This window comes from Streptomyces sp. PsTaAH-124 (assembly GCF_000373685.1).
GTDB classification, from domain to species: Bacteria; Actinomycetota; Actinomycetes; order Streptomycetales; family Streptomycetaceae; genus Streptomyces; species Streptomyces andamanensis.
Map to the genome: position 1 here is coordinate 1 of NZ_KB892188.1, position 12,306 is coordinate 12,306.

A 12,306-nucleotide genomic window follows, 5' to 3' on the forward strand; every position below is an offset into this window, starting at 1 on the left:
GTGGCGGAGAGGGAGAACTCGCCGTCGTCGCCGTGGGTGAGGGTGATCTCGGCGGTGATGGCGGTGCTGGTGAGGCGGATGTGGCGGGTGGCGGCGGCGCGGCGCAGGGCGCCGAGGAAGCAGGCGGCCCAGCCGGCGGCGAGGAGCTGTTCGGGGTTGGTGGCGCCGCCTGCGCCGCCGAGTTCCTTGGGGATGGCCAGGGTGTGCTCCAGCAGGCCGTCCTCGGAGCGGGCGGTGCCGCCGTTGCGGCCCTCGCCGGTGACGGCGACACGGGCGGTGTAGGTGACGGGTGCCATGGCTGATCTCCCTGTGTGTGCGGGTGGGTGTTCGGGGGGGCCTCCTTCCCTGGTGACCGGACTCTCTCGTCACCCGTTCAGGCGGTGACGTAAGAATGGCGGATGCATGCGTCACTAGTCAAGCGGGTGACGTAGATATGTGTCTGCCGACCGGGGCGAACTCTCCTCCCGGGCACCTCGTAGAGTTCCGGCATGACGCATCGCAAGGGCCTCGTCCTCGACTTCGGCGGCGTGCTGACCACGCCGCTCTTTCCCGCAGCCCTCGCCTTCGAGGAGCGCGCGGGGCTGGCCCGGGGCGCTCTGATCAGCGCGCTGTACCTGGACCCCGAGGCGGCGCGGCGCACCCAGGAGCTGGAGCGCGGCACGCTCACGCAGGAGGAGTGGAACACCGAGGCCGGCCGGGTGCTCGGCATCCCGGGGGACAACCTCATGGGCCGGGTCTTCGCCGATCTGCGCCCCGAGACCTCGGTGCTCGCCGCCGCTGCCGCCGCGCGCCGGGCGGGCGTGAAGGTCGGCATCCTCTCCAACTCGGTGGGCCTGAGCCCCTGGAACCTCTACGAGGGCTACGACCTGGAGCGGGAGTACGACGCCGTGGTGATCTCCGGGCAGCACGGCCTGCGCAAGCCGGAACCGGAGATCTTCGCGCTGATGCTCGAGCTGCTGGGCCTGCCCGCGGACGAGTGCGTGTTCGTCGACGACACGGAGGAGTATCTGCCGCCCGCCGCGGCGCTGGGCTTCGCGACCGTGCACGCGCGCGAGCCGCGGGAGACGGTGGCCCGGCTGGAGGCGCTGCTGGGTGTGCCCCTGGGGGAGGCGGGCTGACATGGTGTGAAGCGTGGCCATCCGCTTGGACTTGCTGGTCCATTTTTTCCGCCGCATGCTGATGCGGGCCGGACGACCGACACCGTCACCCGACGGGTTCCGGCCGTGGACGGAGGACCATGCAGCAGCGCACACTCGGTGGTCAGGGCCTGACCACCTCGGCCATCGGCTTCGGCGCGATGGGCATCTCGGCCGCCTACGGGCCCGCCGACGAAGAGGGCGGCCTCGCGGCCATCCGGCGCTCCCGTGAACTCAGCGTCACCTTCATCGACACCGCCGAGGTGTACGGCTGGGGGGAGAACGAACGGCTCGTGGGCCGGGCGGTCGCCGGATTCCGCGACGAGGTCGTCATCGCCACCAAGTTCGGCCACACCCGTGACGTCGGCCTGGACAGCCGGCCCGAACACATCCGTACCGTCGTCGACAGCAGTCTGCGCAATCTGGGTGTCGACCACATCGACGTGCTCTACCAGCACCGTGTCGACCCCGCCGTGCCCGTGGAGGAGATGGCGGGCGCCGTGGGCGAGCTGGTCCGGGCCGGCAAGGTCCGCTTCCTGGGGCTGAGCGAGGCGGGCCCCGAGACACTGCGCCGGGCGCACGGCGCGCATCCGGTCTCCGTGCTCCAGACCGAGTACTCGCTCTTCGAGCGCGACGTCGAGAGGCTCTTCCCGGTGCTCGCCGAACTCGGCATCGGGCTGGTGCCCTACTCGCCGCTGGGGCGCGGCTTCCTCAGCGCCTCGGTCAGGCCGGCGGCGGAGTACGCCGCGGACGACTGGCGCCGCGGCGACCCCCGCTGGCAGCCGGGTGCCTACGAGAAGAACCTCGACGCGGTGCGCGGGCTCACCGCCTTCGCCGCGACGAAGGGGGCCACCGTCGCCCAACTGGCGCTCGCCTGGCTGCTGGCGCAGGGGGAGCACATCGTGCCGATCCCGGGCACCCGCAGCGCCGCACGCGCCGAGGAGAACGCCCGTGCCGCGGACCTCGTCCTGACACCGGACGACCTGGACGCCGTACGTGCCGTCCTGCCGTCCGGCGGCCACGGTGCCCGCTACCGGGCCGAGCACATGCCCACCTGGATCTGAGGGCCCAGATTTTTGGACTTGCAGGTCCAATCTATTCATCGCACACTAGCTGGACCACGTAGTCCAGAGAAGTAGACCGGAGAAAGAGGCATCACCATGTCCGTCGACCACGACACCTTCGTCCGCGAGTTCGTCACGGCGTTCCACACCAAGGACGCCGACCGTCTCGCGCCCTATCTGCACCCCGAGGTCGTCTTCCACAGCTACGGCGACGACGAGGTGCACGGCCGGGACGCCGTGCTCCAGGTGTGGAAGAACGTCTTCGGCGCCTTCGAGCGGGTCGAGTTCGACACCGTCCACCAGGCCGTCAACGGAGACGTCGTCATCGCCGAGCAGGTCCACGGCCTGGCCCTGCCCGGCGGCCCGCTCGCCCCGGTGATGAACATGGCCGTCTACGAGATGCGCGACGGTCTGATCGCCGCCTGGCGCGACTACAGCAACCCCGAGTACGGCCGGCGGCTCCTGAGCGGCAAGTGAGGCGGGCCGACGGGAGAAACATATAGTGGTCTCTCCGGGGCGGTCCCCACGGGCCGCCCCGACCACGCGGCACACATGTCGCGCCGTACCGTCCACGGCACAGAGGAATCACACACATGCGCCTGGGTCTCGCCCTCCCGACCTTCGGTCCGGACGCCCACGCCGAAGGCATCGTCCGTATCAGCCGCACCGCCGAGGAGATGGGGTACGACTCCCTGTGGACCGGCGACCGGGTCCTCGCCCCCCACTCCCCGGGGGCGCGGTACCCGAGCAAGGACGGGGTGATGCCCCGGATCTACGAGAACCACCTCGACCCGCTGGTCAGCCTGACGCTCGCCGCCGCCCACACCGGCCGGGTCCGCCTCGGCACCAGCACGCTCAACGGCCTGTGGCAGCCGCCGCTGCTGCTGGCCAGGTCGCTCACGACGCTCGACGTCGTCAGCGGCGGCCGCCTGGACGTCGGTCTCGGCCTCGGCTGGATGCCGGACGAGTACACCGGCGTGGGCGTCCCGTGGGAGGGCCGGGGCGCGCGGCTGGACGAGACGCTCGACGTCCTGCACGGATACTGGACCCAGGACGACTTCTCGCACCGGGGCCCGCTCTTCACCATCCCCGAGACCGTCGTCGGGCTCAAGCCGCTCCAGCGTCCCGGACCGCCCGTCCTGCTCGCGGCGTTCACCCCGGCCGGGCTGCGCCGGATCGGCCGGCGGCTGGACGGCTGGCTGCCCGTGGCGCTGCCGCTGCCGCACCTCACCGGTATGTGGGCCACCGTCCTGAAGGCGGCCGAGGAGGCCGGGCGGGACCCGGCGGCGCTGCGCATGGCGCTGCGCGTCAACCCCACCCTGACCGAGCACCGGACCGGCCCGGACGTCATGCCGGGCGCGGGGACCCTCGGCCAGTATGTCGACTACGCGCGCGCCGCCGCACAGGCCGGTGTGCACGAACTCTTCGTCGACTTCGGGCAGACACCCGCCACCCTCGACGAGCGCGTCGACCTGGCCGGCCGCTTCCTCGAAGGCGTGCGCGCGGGCTGAGCCGGAGGCCGTCGCACGCACGGTCCGGACCGGCGGCTCACGGCGGAGGCCCGTCCGGGGCGCGCAGCGTCTCCCCTCGGTGCCCGAACCCGATACCCGCGTCGGACGAACCCTCCGGAGACTGTGTGCCAGGCGGCGCGCGGAAATGGTCGCCCGCATACGTGTGGAGCGGACGCGAGGCACACTCGGAGGAGGCACCGTACTAAGGTGTGACTGCGAAACACCCCCCATGTGTGCAGGAGGCGTAGGTCCGTCATGGCGCAGCAGGACACCGATCAGCAGCAGACGGGCGTGCTCCCCGTCGACGACGAGGGCTATGTCGTGGACACGGAGGACTGCGAGGCGCGCGAGGCGGCCTGGCGCGAGCGGGGCACCTCGCGGCCGATCACGGTCGTCGGCAATCCGGTGCTGCACAAGGAGTGCGCGGACGTCACCGACTTCGGCCCGGAACTGGAGCAACTGGTCGCGGACATGTTCGCCAGCCAGCGCACCGCATCGGGTGTGGGCCTGGCCGCCAACCAGATCGGCGTCGCTCTGAAGGTCTTCGTCTACGACTGCCCCGAGGTGAAGGGCGGCCCCCGGCACGTGGGTGTGGTCTGCAACCCGCGGCTGGCCGAGCGGCCCGCGGCCGAGCGCAGGCTGGCCGAGGGCAAGGAGGGCTGCCTGTCCGTGCCGACGGCCTTCGCCGAACTCGCCCGCCCCGACTACGCCGAGGTCACCGGGCAGGACGTGCGCGGCAACCCGGTCCGGGTGCGCGGCCGGGACTTCTTCGCCCGCTGCCTCCAGCACGAGACCGACCACCTCTACGGCCGTCTCTACCTCGACCGGCTCTCCGCCCGGGACCGCAAGGACGCGCTGCGGCAGATGGCCGAGGGCGAGCCGCGCTACCCGGTGGCCGACCACGGCTGACCGGGCGCGGTCAGAGAGGAGCCCGGCGTCCGACGACGCGCTGTCCGGGCGGAGTCCGAGCGGTCGTCGGGACGCGGCGCGAGCAGCACCAGGACCGTCACGAAACTTCGAGATCAGGAGATCGCGGGTACGTTCCAGGGCGTGCAGGCGTCGCCACCGATGTAATTCGGTCCGCAGACCCTGAAGGTGACGACCTTCTTGGAGAGAGCCGTGGAGGACGAATCGCCTGCCGGGTTGTACAGCTTGTGCATTGCTCCGTCGCCCTGTAGGTAGTAGTCCACGTGGCCGCCTAGCTTGTTCGACCCGACCCAGATCCAGCTCGTCAGCCCTGAAGCTGAATAGGTATTGTCAACCGTGCCCTGGTACCAGGCGTTGAACCCGACAATCTGCACGGTGGCAGTACAAGTGGTGGGGCATCCCACGGGGCTGCTGCTTGCAGCCGAAGCAGGCATGGAAAGGCCCAGCCCTGCCAACATCGCTCCCGTGCCGATGATTCCTGCTCGGCGAGTCAGTTTCTTCGGGATCACTGTTCGTCCTTCTCTGTGCAGAATATTTGGTCGCAGTTGAAGTCAGGTGCCTGTGAGGATTTTGCGGTGTATCGACTCATGAGGATGCGTCGGGAAGTTCGATGAGCACTGCCATCGACGCCACAACCGGAGAATGAATTCACTGCGGAGCCTGAACCGGTGCGGTCAGGGCGATCCGTGACCTGCTCCACCCCGGGGCCTGCCCGGCTGTTCGGCAGAGCCGATGCATTAACGTAACAGGGTTTGAGTGATACATGAAGTATGCATGGGAAAACGGCTCTTGTGCACACGGTGGGAGTTCCTCGCCGACGAGCGGTGGTCGTTCGGTTCGGACCTCGGCCATGAGCGGACCTCGGCACCCGCGGACCATGCCTGGGCCGAACGCCCTGAGGGCGAGGGCCGTTTCGACCGACCACGCCGCTGTCAGGGCTGTCAGGGCTGCCGGGCTCCCGTGCCGTGGAGGAAGGTGTCCACGACGACGTCGGCGGCCTGGGCCGCGCCGAGGTGGGGCAGTTGCCCGGCCACGAGGTGCATCAGCTGCGGCAGGAGGACGCTCGCCCAGCCTTCGGGCTGGTCGGGGCGGAGGAGTCCTTCGTCGGTGGCGCGGCGCAGGAAGGTGTCGACTTCGTGGACGGAGCGGTCGCGGCGGGTGCGTACGGCGTCGTCGGTGAGCATGAGGCTGAGGTCGACGGGCCAGGTGCGGTTGACGGTGATGATGTTCTCGACGTAGCGGTGCAGGGCGACGGCGACGGGTGCTTCGCGGAGCCGTGCGTCGGTGATGGCGTCTTCGACGGCGNCCAGGCGGGAGTGGTGGATGGCGGCCAGGAGGTCTTCGCGGGAGGCGAAGCGNCGGTAGACGGTGCGGCGGTCCACTCCTGCCTCGGCGGCGATGCTCGCGATGCTCGCGCCCGGGTCGGCGGCGAGCATGCGCGCCCCGGTGGTCAGAACGGCTTCGAGATTGCGTGCTGCGTCGGCTCTCACGGGCCCACCCTAGCCAGCGCTGTGCAACCTGCCGCAGGTGCCGCCCCGCTTCCGTGGCGGTACCTGCCTCAACCGTCTCGGTCGCGGGGCGGCCGACGGGTGCCGGCGCCCGGTCCTCACCCCTGGCGCAGCAGCTCGGCCGCCCGCTCGGCGATCGCGTAGACCGTGGCGTTGGTGTTGTTGGAGGGGATGGACGGCATGACGGAGGCGTCGGCCACGCGCAGGCCCTCCAGCCCCCGCACCCGCAGCTCGGAGTCGACGACCGAGACCTCGTCCTCGCCCAGGGCGCAGGTGCCGACCGGGTGGCAGTAGGAGCCGAAGTACCTGCGGGCGTAGGCGCCCAGAGCCTGCTCGTCCGGGGCGCCGGGCCCCGGGCTGACCTCTTCGGCGTCCCAGGCGGCGAGCGCGGAGGAGGCCGCGATCCGGCGGGCCGTCCTGATGCCGGACACCACCGCGCGGACGTCCTCCTCCGCGCTGAAGTACGCCGGGTCCAGGACCGGCGGCGCGTACGGGTCGGCGGAGGCGATGCGCAGGGTGCCGCGGCTGACCGGGCGCATCGGGGAGACGCCGATGGTGAAGCCGTTCTCCACCGGGGCCACCGGGTTGGGGAGCGCGATGTCGATGAAGATGATCTGCACGTCCGGGCCGTCGGCCTCGGGTGTGCTGCGCAGCAGGCCGATGATCTCGCCGTGGTTGTACCGCGCGGCGGGCACCGGGCGGCCGGTGCGGTGGACGAGGTTGGCCCGGGGATGGTCGTGCAGATTGCGGCCGACGCCGGGCAGATGGTGCAAGAGCGGCACCCCGGCCCGGCGCAGCTCCTCCTCGGGGCCGATGCCGGAGCGCAGCAGCAGCGCGGCGGAGCCGATCGTGCCCGCGCTCAGCACGACCTCGCGGGCCGCGGTCGCGGTGTGCACGCGGCCGTCGACGCCGTACTCGACGCCCGTGCAGCGGGTGCCGTCGAACAGCAGCCGGTGGGCGACCGCGTCCGTGACGACGCGCAGGTTGGGGCGGTGCAGGACCGGGGCCAGATAGGCGTCGGCCGCGCTCTGGCGGCGCCCGGCGACGACGTTGAGATCGACGGGGGCGAAGCCCTCCTCCAGGCCGCCGCTGATGTCGTGGGCCCGGCGGTGGCCGGTCTCGACGGCGCCTTCGAGGCAGGCGAGCAGCACCTCGTTGGGCTCGGCGGCGGGGCCGACGGTCAGGGGGCCGTCCAGGCCGCGGCCCGGGGCGCCGCTGGCGGCGGTCTCGGTGCGCCGGAAGTACGGCAGCAGGTCGTCGAAGGACCAGCCCTTGGCGCCGTGCTCGCTCCAGCTGTCGTAGCTGGAGCGGTGGCCGCGGGCGAACACCATGGCGTTGATGGCCGAGGAGCCGCCGAGGCCGCGGCCCCGGGGCAGCGGGACCGGGCCGCCGGAGGAGTCCTGGACCACCGTGGCGTCACCCCATCCGGCGCTCGAAGCGGCCAGCGAGGGCCAGGCCGGGGGATGCGCCACCGCGTCCGGCAGCCCGGCGGCCGGACTGCCGGCCTCCAGCAGCAGGACGCGGACGTCCGCGTCCTGCGACAGCCGTGCCGCCAGGACGCACCCGGCGCTGCCGCCGCCGACGACGATCACGTCGTACGCCGGTTCCCGTCCGGAGTTCTGTGCGGTCATGTCGCCTCGCCCCTCGCCTGGATCGATCCTGCGATCAGTGATGAACCATCATGAATCGACGATTCGCTTTCGAGCTTATCACTGGTCCGTATCAACGATCCGTAAGTTTTGATACCGTCGGTTCATGGCAAGCGTGGAAGGCATGGAGGACATGGGGGACAGGGAAAACAGAGAAGGGAGGGAGGGAGCGGAAAGAAGAGCAGGAGAAGGGGAGCCGGATCCGGAGACGGCGGCCGCGGGCGCGCGCCGCAGGATCGTCGAGGCGGCCGCCGGCCTGCTGGTCTCGGAGGGCATCGACGCCACGTCCACCCGTGCCGTCGCGGCCCGCGCCGGAGTGGCGCCGCCGACGATCTTCCGGCTGTTCGGGGACAAGGACGGCCTGCTCGAAGCGGTGAGCGAGCACGGCTTCGAGACGTACCTGCGGGCCAAGGCGAGGCTGCCGGAGAGCGGCGACCCGGTCGACGACCTGCGCGTCGCCTGGGACCTGCACATCCGGTTCGGGCTGACCCAGCCGGCGTACTACACCCTGGCGTACGGGCAGGCGCGCGCCGGGCAGGTGCCGCGGGCCGGGCAGAAGGCCGTCGCCGAGCTCCAGCGCATGATCACCCGGGTCGCCGCGGCCGGGCGGCTGCGAATGAGTATCGAGCGCGCGGCGGCCATCATGCACGCGTCGAGCGTGGGCACGATCCTCACCCTGATCGGTGCCCCGCCCGAACAGCGCGACCTGCGCACCGCGGACGCCGCGCGCGAGATCGTGCTCGCCGCCATCAGCACACCGGCCCCCGCCCCGCCCGGGACCGAGGAGACCGGCGGGACCGAGGAGACCGGGGAGATCGGGGAGACCGGCGGGACCGGGGAGACCGGGGAAGCCGACGACACGGCGCAGGCCGCGATGGCGCTGCGCGCGGCGCTCGCCCGGAGTGACTCCCCGGCGGTCACCCCGGCGGAGCGGTCCTTGCTCGTCGAGTGGCTCAACCGGCTGGCCGACACGGGCTCCCGGCCGCCCGAGGACGGCTGAGCGCGGTGAGCCGGGCGGGCACGGGGGCGGCGCCGGCGGCGGGGACGGTGCCGTCACCGGGCGGACACGGGTGCGGGCGCCGGTGCCGCGCCGTCGCCGGGGCGCCCGCGCCTGCCGGGGCGGGCGGCGCGGTGGGCGGCGACGCCGAGGGCGAGCAGCCAGTAGCTGAACAGGGCGCCCATGAGCGCGGTCGTCCCCCAGCCGTTGGCGGCGTAGAAGTGCGCGGGGGTGTTGCCGAAGAACAGCGAGGGCATGAAGGCCAGGTTCACCGCCGCGAGGGCGTAGGCCGTGCGGTGCACCCAGCGGGGCAGCAGTCCCGTGCGGGAGAGCGTGTAGCCGGTGGCCGCCAGGAACATGGCCAGCAGCATGCGGGAGACCGTGCCGTACAGGATGTAGGTGCCGCTGACCGCGATGGTGGGGTCGATGGGACGGTCCGCCTGGATCACCGCCCCCGCCTCCAGGCCGCTGGAGACCAGGGTGACGACCGTGTACGCGACACCGGCGGTGAAGGCGAGGGTGCCCGCCCACTCCAGGTCCGGCCGCGCGGTGCGGACCAGTTCCCGCAGGGAGGTCACGAGGACGAGCAGGCATCCCAGGGCGAGGATCCCGATCAGGAGCCGGGCCAGCACGTTGGAGTCCGGCGGCGGGCCCGAGTAGACGAAGTACAGCGGTACTTCGACGATGAGGGCGAGAGCGGTGGCGAGGGCGCTGAACGCGGTCATGCGCCGGGCGGCGGTCTTCTGCACGGGGTTCCTCCTCGGGCCGGGGCCGGGGCCGTACCGCTCCGGCAGGAGAAATGCTGGCAGCGGAGGAGCCCGGAAGCGCTCGGCCTGGCACCCGGACCGGGGGTGGACCCGTCGACACCCCCGGTGTCGTCCCGGAGGGCGCACCGGGCCGCCCGCGCGCCGCGCAGTGCCGCGGATGTGCCGCATGTGTGCCGTGCGTGCCGTGGAAGTGGCGCCGGACTGCCGCCGTCAGCGGACCAGGTGGTCAAGTGCCGCGGTGGCCAGGCTGAGGGCCGCGTGCAGCTCCGTCACCTCGGCGACGGTCGGCCGGACCACATCGCACCAGTTGCCGCGCAGCGCGGGCCAGACGGCCAGCAGCACCTGGGCCCCCGGCAGTCCCAGATGGGCGCTGACGTCCGTCCGGCCGTCCGCCGCGGGCGTCCAGGACAGCCGCACCCGGCCCGCCGGTATGCGGGAAGGGTCGTCGAGCGTGGTCCAGCGGACCTGGAACGTCCGGCCGGGCGCCTTCCGCACCGTCGTGACCAGCGCACCGCGCACGTCCTCGGGCATCGGGGCCCGGACGAGGGTGCGCAGCTCGACGGGGCTGCGGTAGGGGTCGCGGCCCGGGACGAGCGTGAGGAGGGGCCGGGGCGCCGGGCCGCCGTCGGGGCCGGGCGCGGACCGGCGCCGGGGCAGGGGCGGCCGGGCCGGCGGGCGGCGGGAGGCCGGCCGGCCCGTCAGGTCGATCATGTTGAACCTGGTCATGCGGACTCCGAACGGGAACGTGCGCGCCGGTGCGGCGCGGCTCTGTCCACAGTCGCCTTTCGGCCACGGAGGCGCATCGGTCATCTGACTGCATCCGATACCTGGTCCCTTCGGTCCCTCCAGGCCCTCCAGCTCCTCCAGGCCCTCCAGGTCCTCCGGGAGAAGGTGCCGGGATCCGCCCCGACGTGCAAGAGGCTCCCCCGGCGTCATGACGCCGGGGGAGCCTCTTCCTGGTGCGGGTACCGCGAGTTGCCGGGTCGTCAGGCCCGTGCGGTTCCGGTGTGTCAGTACAGGTTCTTGTACGTGTTCCAGCCGGTACCGAGCTTCACCCGGGCCTTGAACTGACCCTGGCCCGTGGAGCCGTAGCGGTACAGCTCGCCCTTGGCGTTGACCGCGACCAGGTCGGCGTTGTTGTCGCCGTCGAGGTCGCCGGGCGAGGCCAGCTTGTTGTACTGCTGCCAGCCGTCACCGATCTTCACCTTGGCGGCGAACGGCGAGGTGCTGTTGCCGGTGCCGCGGTACAGGTACAGCGTGCCGGAGGGCGTGCGCGCGAGGACGTCGGCACGGCCGTCGCCGGTGAGGTCGCCCGCGCCGACGATCTTGTCGTACGCGTTCCAGCCGCCGCCGATCTTGATCGGGGAGGCGACGGAGGCGCCGGTGCCGTTGCCGCGGAACAGGTACAGGTTGCCCGAACCGTCGCGGGCGAGCAGGTCGCCCTTGCCGTCGTCGTTCAGGTCGCCCGGACCGATGAAGAGCTTGTAGTTGCTCCAGCCGGTGGCCAGGGCGTCGTCGGCCCCGGCGCCGTAGTTGTACAGCGTGCCGCTGTACGACTCCAGCAGGTCCGCGTACCCGTCCGGGTCGAGCGAGGACGCGTAACCGATCTGCGCCCCGGCCCAGCCGCCGGTGTCGCTGATCTGCGAGCGGGCGCTGAACTGGCCGTTGTGCTGGGCGCCGTACCAGAAGAGGGTGCCCGCGTTGTCCAGGCCGATCAGCGAGGACTTGCCCCAGTACGGGTTGGCACCGCTGCCGGCGAAGAGGTCGACGGGCTCGAAGCCGCTGCCGTTCTTCTGCCGGGCGGCGAAGTTCCCCGACCCGTCGGCGTAGTACGAGTACAGGTCACCGGAGGCGGTGCGGCCGAGCAGGTCGCCGAGACCGTCACCGTTCCAGTCACCGGCGGCGATGATCTGGTTGTACGTGTTCCAGCCGCTGCCGATCTTGGTGCGGGTGGCGAGCGGCGCGGTGGCGCTGCCCTTGCCGGCGTAGAAGTACAGGTCGCCGGAGGGCGTGCGGGCGACGACGTCGCCGATGCCGTCCTTGTTCATGTCCCCGACGCCGACCAGCTGGTCGAACATCGACCAGCCGGAGCCGACCAGGACCCGCGCGCGGAACGGGCTGCTGTCGCTGCCCGTGCCCTGGTACAGGTACAGGTCGCCGGAGTAGGTGCGGGCGAGCAGATCGGGCTTGCCGTCACCGGTCACGTCGCCGGGCGCGAAGACCTTGTTGTAGATCTGCCAGCCCTGGCCGCTCCACAGAGCCGGGCCGGTGCCGTCCGCACCGTTGCTCTGGTAGAGGGACAGGGTGCCCGTCGTGGACAGCGTCAGGACCTCGTCGCCGCCGGAACCGTCGAGGTTCCCCGGCGTGATGATGTCCTTCTGCTTCTCGTCCGGGGTCGCCGTGTCGATGGTGTACGGCGTGAAGTCGTTCGTGGAGCTGAGCCACGCGAGGACGGTGCCGTCGTCGAGCCGGACGAGGTTGTCGCCGATCTTGTCGCCGTCGAGGTCGAGCGACGCCGCGACGGCCTTGGTGCCCGCGCGCAGAGACCTCGCGCGCGGGTCGGCCTGCGGCCGGTCCCCCTTCGGCGTCTTCGCCTTGGGCGCCGGAATGCTGACGTCCTGCGACGGCTTGTCGGCGGCCAGAGCCGGCGTGCTCAGGAACATGCCCGCGGCGACCGCGAGGGCGGTGCAGCCAAGCAGCCGGGAACGGCGCGCTCTGTTGAATGGGCGCGAAATAGACAAAAGCCC

At 71.7% G+C, this 12,306-nt stretch carries 13 protein-coding genes; 6 read left to right on the top strand and 7 right to left on the bottom strand.

Annotation, left to right across the window (positions count from 1 at the left end; translation table 11 throughout):
* A partial coding sequence (locus B086_RS0127060; protein WP_018569567.1) for an Ohr family peroxiredoxin occupies positions 1-296 on the bottom strand: 296 nt, incomplete at its 3' end.
* A 192-nt stretch (positions 297-488) separates the two neighbouring features.
* Here B086_RS0127060 and B086_RS0127065 point away from each other — a divergent pair.
* The 5 genes from B086_RS0127065 to def all read left to right on the top strand — a co-directional run bounded on the left by B086_RS0127065 (position 489) and on the right by def (position 4,620).
* Positions 489-1,118: an HAD family hydrolase gene (locus B086_RS0127065; protein WP_018569568.1), complete on the top strand. Its 630-nt coding sequence runs from the start codon at positions 489-491 to the stop codon at positions 1,116-1,118.
* A gap of 119 nt (positions 1,119-1,237) precedes the next feature.
* The gene (locus B086_RS0127070; RefSeq protein WP_018569569.1) at positions 1,238-2,200 is read left to right on the top strand and encodes an aldo/keto reductase; all 963 of its coding nucleotides are present in this window, start codon (positions 1,238-1,240) and stop codon (positions 2,198-2,200) included.
* 96 nt (positions 2,201-2,296) lie between these two features.
* A complete protein-coding gene (locus tag B086_RS0127075) occupies positions 2,297-2,677 on the top strand; it encodes a nuclear transport factor 2 family protein (RefSeq protein WP_018569570.1) in 381 nt (126 codons plus the stop codon).
* Positions 2,678-2,793: 116 nt separating this feature from the next.
* Positions 2,794-3,711, top strand: a complete 918-nt coding sequence (locus B086_RS0127080) for a TIGR03619 family F420-dependent LLM class oxidoreductase (RefSeq protein ID WP_018569571.1) — start codon at positions 2,794-2,796, stop codon at positions 3,709-3,711.
* Between the two features lie 255 nt (positions 3,712-3,966).
* A complete protein-coding gene (gene def / locus B086_RS0127085; RefSeq protein WP_018569572.1) occupies positions 3,967-4,620 on the top strand; it encodes a peptide deformylase in 654 nt (217 codons plus the stop codon).
* A gap of 113 nt (positions 4,621-4,733) precedes the next feature.
* Here def and B086_RS44745 read toward each other — a convergent pair whose 3' ends face one another.
* The 3 genes from B086_RS44745 to B086_RS0127100 form a co-directional block, all read right to left on the bottom strand.
* Positions 4,734-5,147 (bottom strand): hypothetical protein, encoded by a 414-nt coding sequence (locus B086_RS44745; RefSeq protein WP_158690426.1) that lies wholly within the window; start codon positions 5,145-5,147, stop codon positions 4,734-4,736.
* A 432-nt stretch (positions 5,148-5,579) separates the two neighbouring features.
* Positions 5,580-6,074 carry a TetR/AcrR family transcriptional regulator gene (locus B086_RS0127095; protein WP_018569574.1) on the bottom strand — a complete coding sequence of 165 codons (495 nt, stop codon included), beginning with the start codon at positions 6,072-6,074 and terminating at the stop codon, positions 5,580-5,582.
* Between the two features lie 170 nt (positions 6,075-6,244).
* Positions 6,245-7,777 (bottom strand): GMC family oxidoreductase, encoded by a 1,533-nt coding sequence (locus B086_RS0127100; RefSeq protein ID WP_018569575.1) that lies wholly within the window; start codon positions 7,775-7,777, stop codon positions 6,245-6,247.
* Between the two features lie 124 nt (positions 7,778-7,901).
* Between B086_RS0127100 and B086_RS0127105 the strand changes: the two genes are divergently transcribed.
* The gene (locus B086_RS0127105; RefSeq protein ID WP_234029387.1) at positions 7,902-8,795 is read left to right on the top strand and encodes a TetR/AcrR family transcriptional regulator; all 894 of its coding nucleotides are present in this window, start codon (positions 7,902-7,904) and stop codon (positions 8,793-8,795) included.
* Positions 8,796-8,848: 53 nt separating this feature from the next.
* On the opposite strand, the gene B086_RS0127110 is transcribed toward B086_RS0127105, so the two are convergent.
* The 3 genes from B086_RS0127110 to B086_RS0127120 all read right to left on the bottom strand — a co-directional run bounded on the left by B086_RS0127110 (position 8,849) and on the right by B086_RS0127120 (position 12,222).
* Positions 8,849-9,541 (bottom strand): hypothetical protein, encoded by a 693-nt coding sequence (locus B086_RS0127110; protein ID WP_018569577.1) that lies wholly within the window; start codon positions 9,539-9,541, stop codon positions 8,849-8,851.
* A gap of 228 nt (positions 9,542-9,769) precedes the next feature.
* The gene (locus B086_RS45685) at positions 9,770-10,285 is read right to left on the bottom strand and encodes a hypothetical protein (RefSeq protein ID WP_018569578.1); all 516 of its coding nucleotides are present in this window, start codon (positions 10,283-10,285) and stop codon (positions 9,770-9,772) included.
* Positions 10,286-10,569: 284 nt separating this feature from the next.
* Positions 10,570-12,222, bottom strand: a complete 1,653-nt coding sequence (locus B086_RS0127120; protein WP_018569579.1) for an FG-GAP repeat domain-containing protein — start codon at positions 12,220-12,222, stop codon at positions 10,570-10,572.
* Positions 12,223-12,306: the final 84 nt, after the last annotated feature.

Coding starts and splice junctions, on each gene's coding strand:
- B086_RS0127065 (WP_018569568.1), top strand. CDS start 489: ATGACGCATCGCAAGGGCCTCGTCCTCGACTTCGGCGGCGTGCTGACC.
- B086_RS0127070 (WP_018569569.1), top strand. CDS start 1,238: ATGCAGCAGCGCACACTCGGTGGTCAGGGCCTGACCACCTCGGCCATC.
- B086_RS0127075 (WP_018569570.1), top strand. CDS start 2,297: ATGTCCGTCGACCACGACACCTTCGTCCGCGAGTTCGTCACGGCGTTC.
- B086_RS0127080 (WP_018569571.1), top strand. CDS start 2,794: ATGCGCCTGGGTCTCGCCCTCCCGACCTTCGGTCCGGACGCCCACGCC.
- def (WP_018569572.1), top strand. CDS start 3,967: ATGGCGCAGCAGGACACCGATCAGCAGCAGACGGGCGTGCTCCCCGTC.
- B086_RS0127100 (WP_018569575.1), bottom strand. CDS start 7,777: ATGACCGCACAGAACTCCGGACGGGAACCGGCGTACGACGTGATCGTC.
- B086_RS0127105 (WP_234029387.1), top strand. CDS start 7,902: ATGGCAAGCGTGGAAGGCATGGAGGACATGGGGGACAGGGAAAACAGA.
- B086_RS45685 (WP_018569578.1), bottom strand. CDS start 10,285: ATGACCAGGTTCAACATGATCGACCTGACGGGCCGGCCGGCCTCCCGC.
- B086_RS0127120 (WP_018569579.1), bottom strand. CDS start 12,222: ATGTTCCTGAGCACGCCGGCTCTGGCCGCCGACAAGCCGTCGCAGGAC.